Source organism: Sodaliphilus sp. (assembly GCF_045598405.1).
Classification (GTDB): domain Bacteria; phylum Bacteroidota; class Bacteroidia; order Bacteroidales; family Muribaculaceae; genus Sodaliphilus; species Sodaliphilus limicaballi.
The window spans coordinates 1-4157 of sequence record NZ_JAZLLZ010000177.1; the positions used below are offsets into that span (position 1 = coordinate 1).

At 50.0% G+C, this 4157-nt stretch carries 1 protein-coding gene; it reads left to right on the forward strand.

Annotated elements, in window-relative coordinates:
- The first annotated feature begins 391 nt into the window (after positions 1-391).
- Complete coding sequence (gene secDF, locus ACKI3C_RS11970) at positions 392-3325, forward strand: protein translocase subunit SecDF (RefSeq protein WP_407405358.1); 2934 nt, start codon at positions 392-394, stop codon at positions 3323-3325.
- The last annotated feature ends 832 nt before the right edge of the window (positions 3326-4157 follow it).

Consider the following 4157-nt stretch of genomic DNA (forward strand, 5'->3'; position numbering starts at 1 on the left):
TAGTTACAACAGATTGCTCTGATTTAACTGAATAAGAAATTATTCTAATTATTTTAATTTCTTTCAGTTATTATTAAATCTGTGTTATCAGTGAGATCCGCGCGGGGATATTACCCAAAATACCATTGCTGAATAGTTACCCTATCTCCCCCTATCCCCCTCAAGAAAAAAAATCAGAAAAATCAAGCGAAGTGAAAAAACCATTTCAATTATTTCGCTACGTGAATAATTTGTTGTATATTTGCAACTTGAAAAGTTGTGTAAGGGACTCACTGCAACGCACATTGTGGCAAGAGGGCTCCTTGCATTGCGGTCTAGTCATGTGTTCTAGACTGCGTTAACTGCTTGAAATATAAAATAATAACAATTAATAACAAAACTAAAAAAACAAATGCAAACGAAAGGTTTTATTGTTACCATTACCGCATTTCTTCTCTTGATCTGTGGCTTCTACCTGTCGTTCACCGTGGTTTCTAACCACTATCAGGACGTTGCAGAGCAGAAGGCACTCGCTGCGGCTGGTATTAAAACCCCCGATACCTCTAATGAGAAGTATCGTGTGGCTCTTAAGGAGATCACTGACTCCTTGAACAACGAGACTGTTTACAAAATTTGGCCGTTCATCAATTACAACTTGATGCAAGTGCGCGAGAAAGAACTCGGTCTCGGTCTTGACTTGAAGGGTGGTATGAACGTAACTCTCCAGATCTCGGTCCCCGACATCTTGAGAGCTCTCTCTGACAACAACCCCGACAAGAAGTTTAACCAGGCTATTGACAACGTGCTCGAAAGCCAGAAGAACCTCGCCGCTCAGGAAAACTTTGTTGACGCCTTCTGCAAGGAGTACAAGAAACTCGCTCCCGAAGGCAAGCTCGCTCAGATCTTCCGCAACGTGGACAAGGTGAAAGAGATCCCCAATGCAACTGACGACCAGGTGCAGAAGGTTCTCGAGGCCGAGGTTGAGAGCATGGTTGACAATTCATACAACGTGCTCCGCAACCGTATCGACCGCTTCGGCGTTGTTGCCCCCAACATCCAGAAGCTCCAGGGTACTGGTCGCATCCTCCTCGAGCTCCCCGGTGTGAAAGAGCCCGAACGTGTGGCTAAGCTGCTCCAGAGCGCTGCTAACCTCGAATTCTATGAGACTTACCAGGTTTCTGAGATCATGGGTTCGCTCAACGCACTCAACCAGCAGGCTGCCAACGGCGCTCCCGTGGCAAAGGCCGAGAATGACTCAACTGCTACCGACAGCACAAAGGCCGAGGCTGCCAAGGTTGAGAAGGTTGCTACAAGCAAGACTCTCGCCGAGCTTACTGGTTATCCCGGCGGTCAGAGTTGTGTAGTGGGTAACGTTCTCGTTACCGATACTGCCGAGGTTAACAAGATTATCTACTCGGCTGCTGCCAAGAGCACTCTCCCCAACGACCTCAAGCTCGCTTGGACCGTTAAGCCCCAGAAGGCACAGAACGGCGTAGAGTTCGTTCAGCTCATCGCACTCCGCACTATCAACGGCCAGGCTCAGATGAGCGGCGATGTTGTCACTAGCGCTAGCAGCGAGTATGACAACCTCCAGGGTCAGGTAGTTTCAATGCGCATGAACGACGAGGGCGCACGCCAGTGGTCACGCCTCACAGGCCAGAACATCGGCAAGCCCGTCGCTATCGTGCTCGACGACCAGGTTTACTCTTTCCCCAATGTTAACACTCAGATCGACGGCGGTAACTCTCAGATCAGCGGTCACTTCACTGTTGAAGAGGCTAATGACCTTGCCAACGTGCTCCAGTCTGGTAAGATGGTTGCACGCGTTGAGTTGGCTAGCCAGAGCGTGATCGGTCCCTCACTCGGACAAGAGTCTATCAAGATGGGTGTCACTTCATTCATCGTCGCTCTCATCCTGCTCATGATCTTCATGATGTGCACTTATGGTGTTAAGGCCGGTAACATCGCTAACCTCGGTCTTATCCTCAACCTCTTCTTCACAGTGGGTATCCTTGCTTCTTTCCAGAGCGTGCTCACACTGCCTGGTATCGCCGGTATCGTGCTCGCACTCGGTATGGCTGTGGATGCCAACGTGCTCATCTTCGAGCGTTGTAAGGAGGAACTTCGTGCTGGCAAGGGTCTCAAGAGCGCTGTTCAGGACGGTTACAGCAACGCGTTCTCTGCAATCTTCGACTCTAACTTGACTTCTATCATCACAGGTGTTATCCTCATCAATCTCGGTTCTGGTCCCATCAAGGGCTTCGCTGTGACCGAGGTTGTTGGTATCCTGTGCTCATTCTTCACTGCTGTGTTCGCAACTCGCGTGGTTATGGAGTTCTGCATCAACCGCGGCTGGTTCAGCAACATGACATTCACCACTCCTCTCACCAAGAAACTCATGGAGAACGTTCAGTTCGACTTCATGGGCAAGGCCAAGGTTGCTTGGATTGCAGTTGGTGTTTGCGTTGTATTGTTCGGCGTCCTCTTCGGCGTCCGTCACCTCAACCCCGGTATCGACTTCTCTGGTGGTCGCAACTACGTGGTACAATTCGACCACGCCGTTTCTACCCAGCAGCTCGAGGAGCAGCTCGCCAAGGAGTTCCCCGGTGCTAACACTTCTGTTATCACCATCGACAACGACACCAAGGTGCGCGTTTCTACCAACTTCAAGATCGATGACACTGCCGAGGGCGTTGACGCTGAGATCATGGACAAGCTCTACAACGGCTTGAAGAGCGAACTCGGCAAGATGGATAAGAAAGACTTCAGCGTGAGCAATTCAGAGGTAGGCGTAGTTTCTACCGAGGTTGTTGGTCCTAGCATCGCTAGCGACATGGCACGCGAGGCAATCTGGGCAGTATTGTTCTCACTGCTCGCAATGGCACTCTACATCCTGCTCCGTTTCCGCAACGTGGCATTCTCTATCGGTGCTCTTGCTGCCGTAGCGTTCACTTCATTCATCGTTATCGGTTTCTACACACTCCACGGACTGTTCCCCTTCTCTATGGAGATTGACCAGACGTTCATCGCCGCTATCCTCACCGTGATCGGTTACCAGGTGAACGATACCGTGGTTGTATTCGACCGCGTGCGTGAATACCGCACTCTCTTCCCCAAGCAGGACCAGAACGAAACATTCAACAAGGCACTCTGCAGCACTCTGTCACGTACATTGATGACTTCAGTGACCACACTGCTCGTGCTCTTCGTTATCTTCTTCCTCGGTGGCGAGTCAATCCGCAGCTTCATCTTCGCGATGATCCTCGGTGTGATTGTTGGTACTTGCGCTTCACTGTTCATCGCTTCTCCCGTGGCCTACAAGATTGCTAACCGCTCAAAGAAGTAATGACAACCCGTTTCTGATTAAATAATAAGACGAAACAAATATCTCCCTGCTAGGGTGGCACCCCACAAAGCGCCACCCTAGCTTTTTTAATACCAGCTCACCAGACGTGAAAATAAGGTATCAGCGTATTTCCCCGGTGGATGAAGCAAGAAACGGATGGGAAAGTAGGTGAAACATCCCTTTGGGGATCCCGCTGGGATGGCCGCAACGCGACACCAACCAGAAACATCCCTCTTGGGATGTGATATGGTAGGCAGCCATGCAGGCGTGCCATAGGTACGCCGAAATGGCTGTAAAAATGTGATTAATAATTGCCCGTGCCTTTAGGTACGGAATAACGAATCAGCAAACAATTTGCTACCATATCATGTGATATTATTATAACAACGGAGCCGTCACATTGTCCCCGGTGGGTAAATGACAACGGAGCCGTCACATTTCCCCCGGTGGGTAAATGACGACGGAGCCGTCACATTGTCCCCGGTGGGTAAAATGACGACGGAGTCGTCACATTGCATCGTAACCGATGGCCGCAGGCCGTCGGAAAGGAACATATACCAACCGACCTCGAAGGGGTCGCACTCACACCTAAAGACGTGGCTTCTTCCCAAGGAAATCAGTTATCCCACAAAAAAATAAGTCAAAAGAACTCCCTCATATTCGTAACTATTCACCAATGGAACTCCCCGCGCGGATCTCACTGATCTCACTGATTTTTTTCATTGAAAATATATTAACAATTTGAGGCTGAAAGCCGACACGCACAAAGCTTGCTTTGGGCACATAACCCCCACCGAAGGGAGTGAAACGACTGCCGGTGGGGGGGTGAAGT

Coding starts and splice junctions, on each gene's coding strand:
- secDF (WP_407405358.1), top strand. CDS start 392: ATGCAAACGAAAGGTTTTATTGTTACCATTACCGCATTTCTTCTCTTG.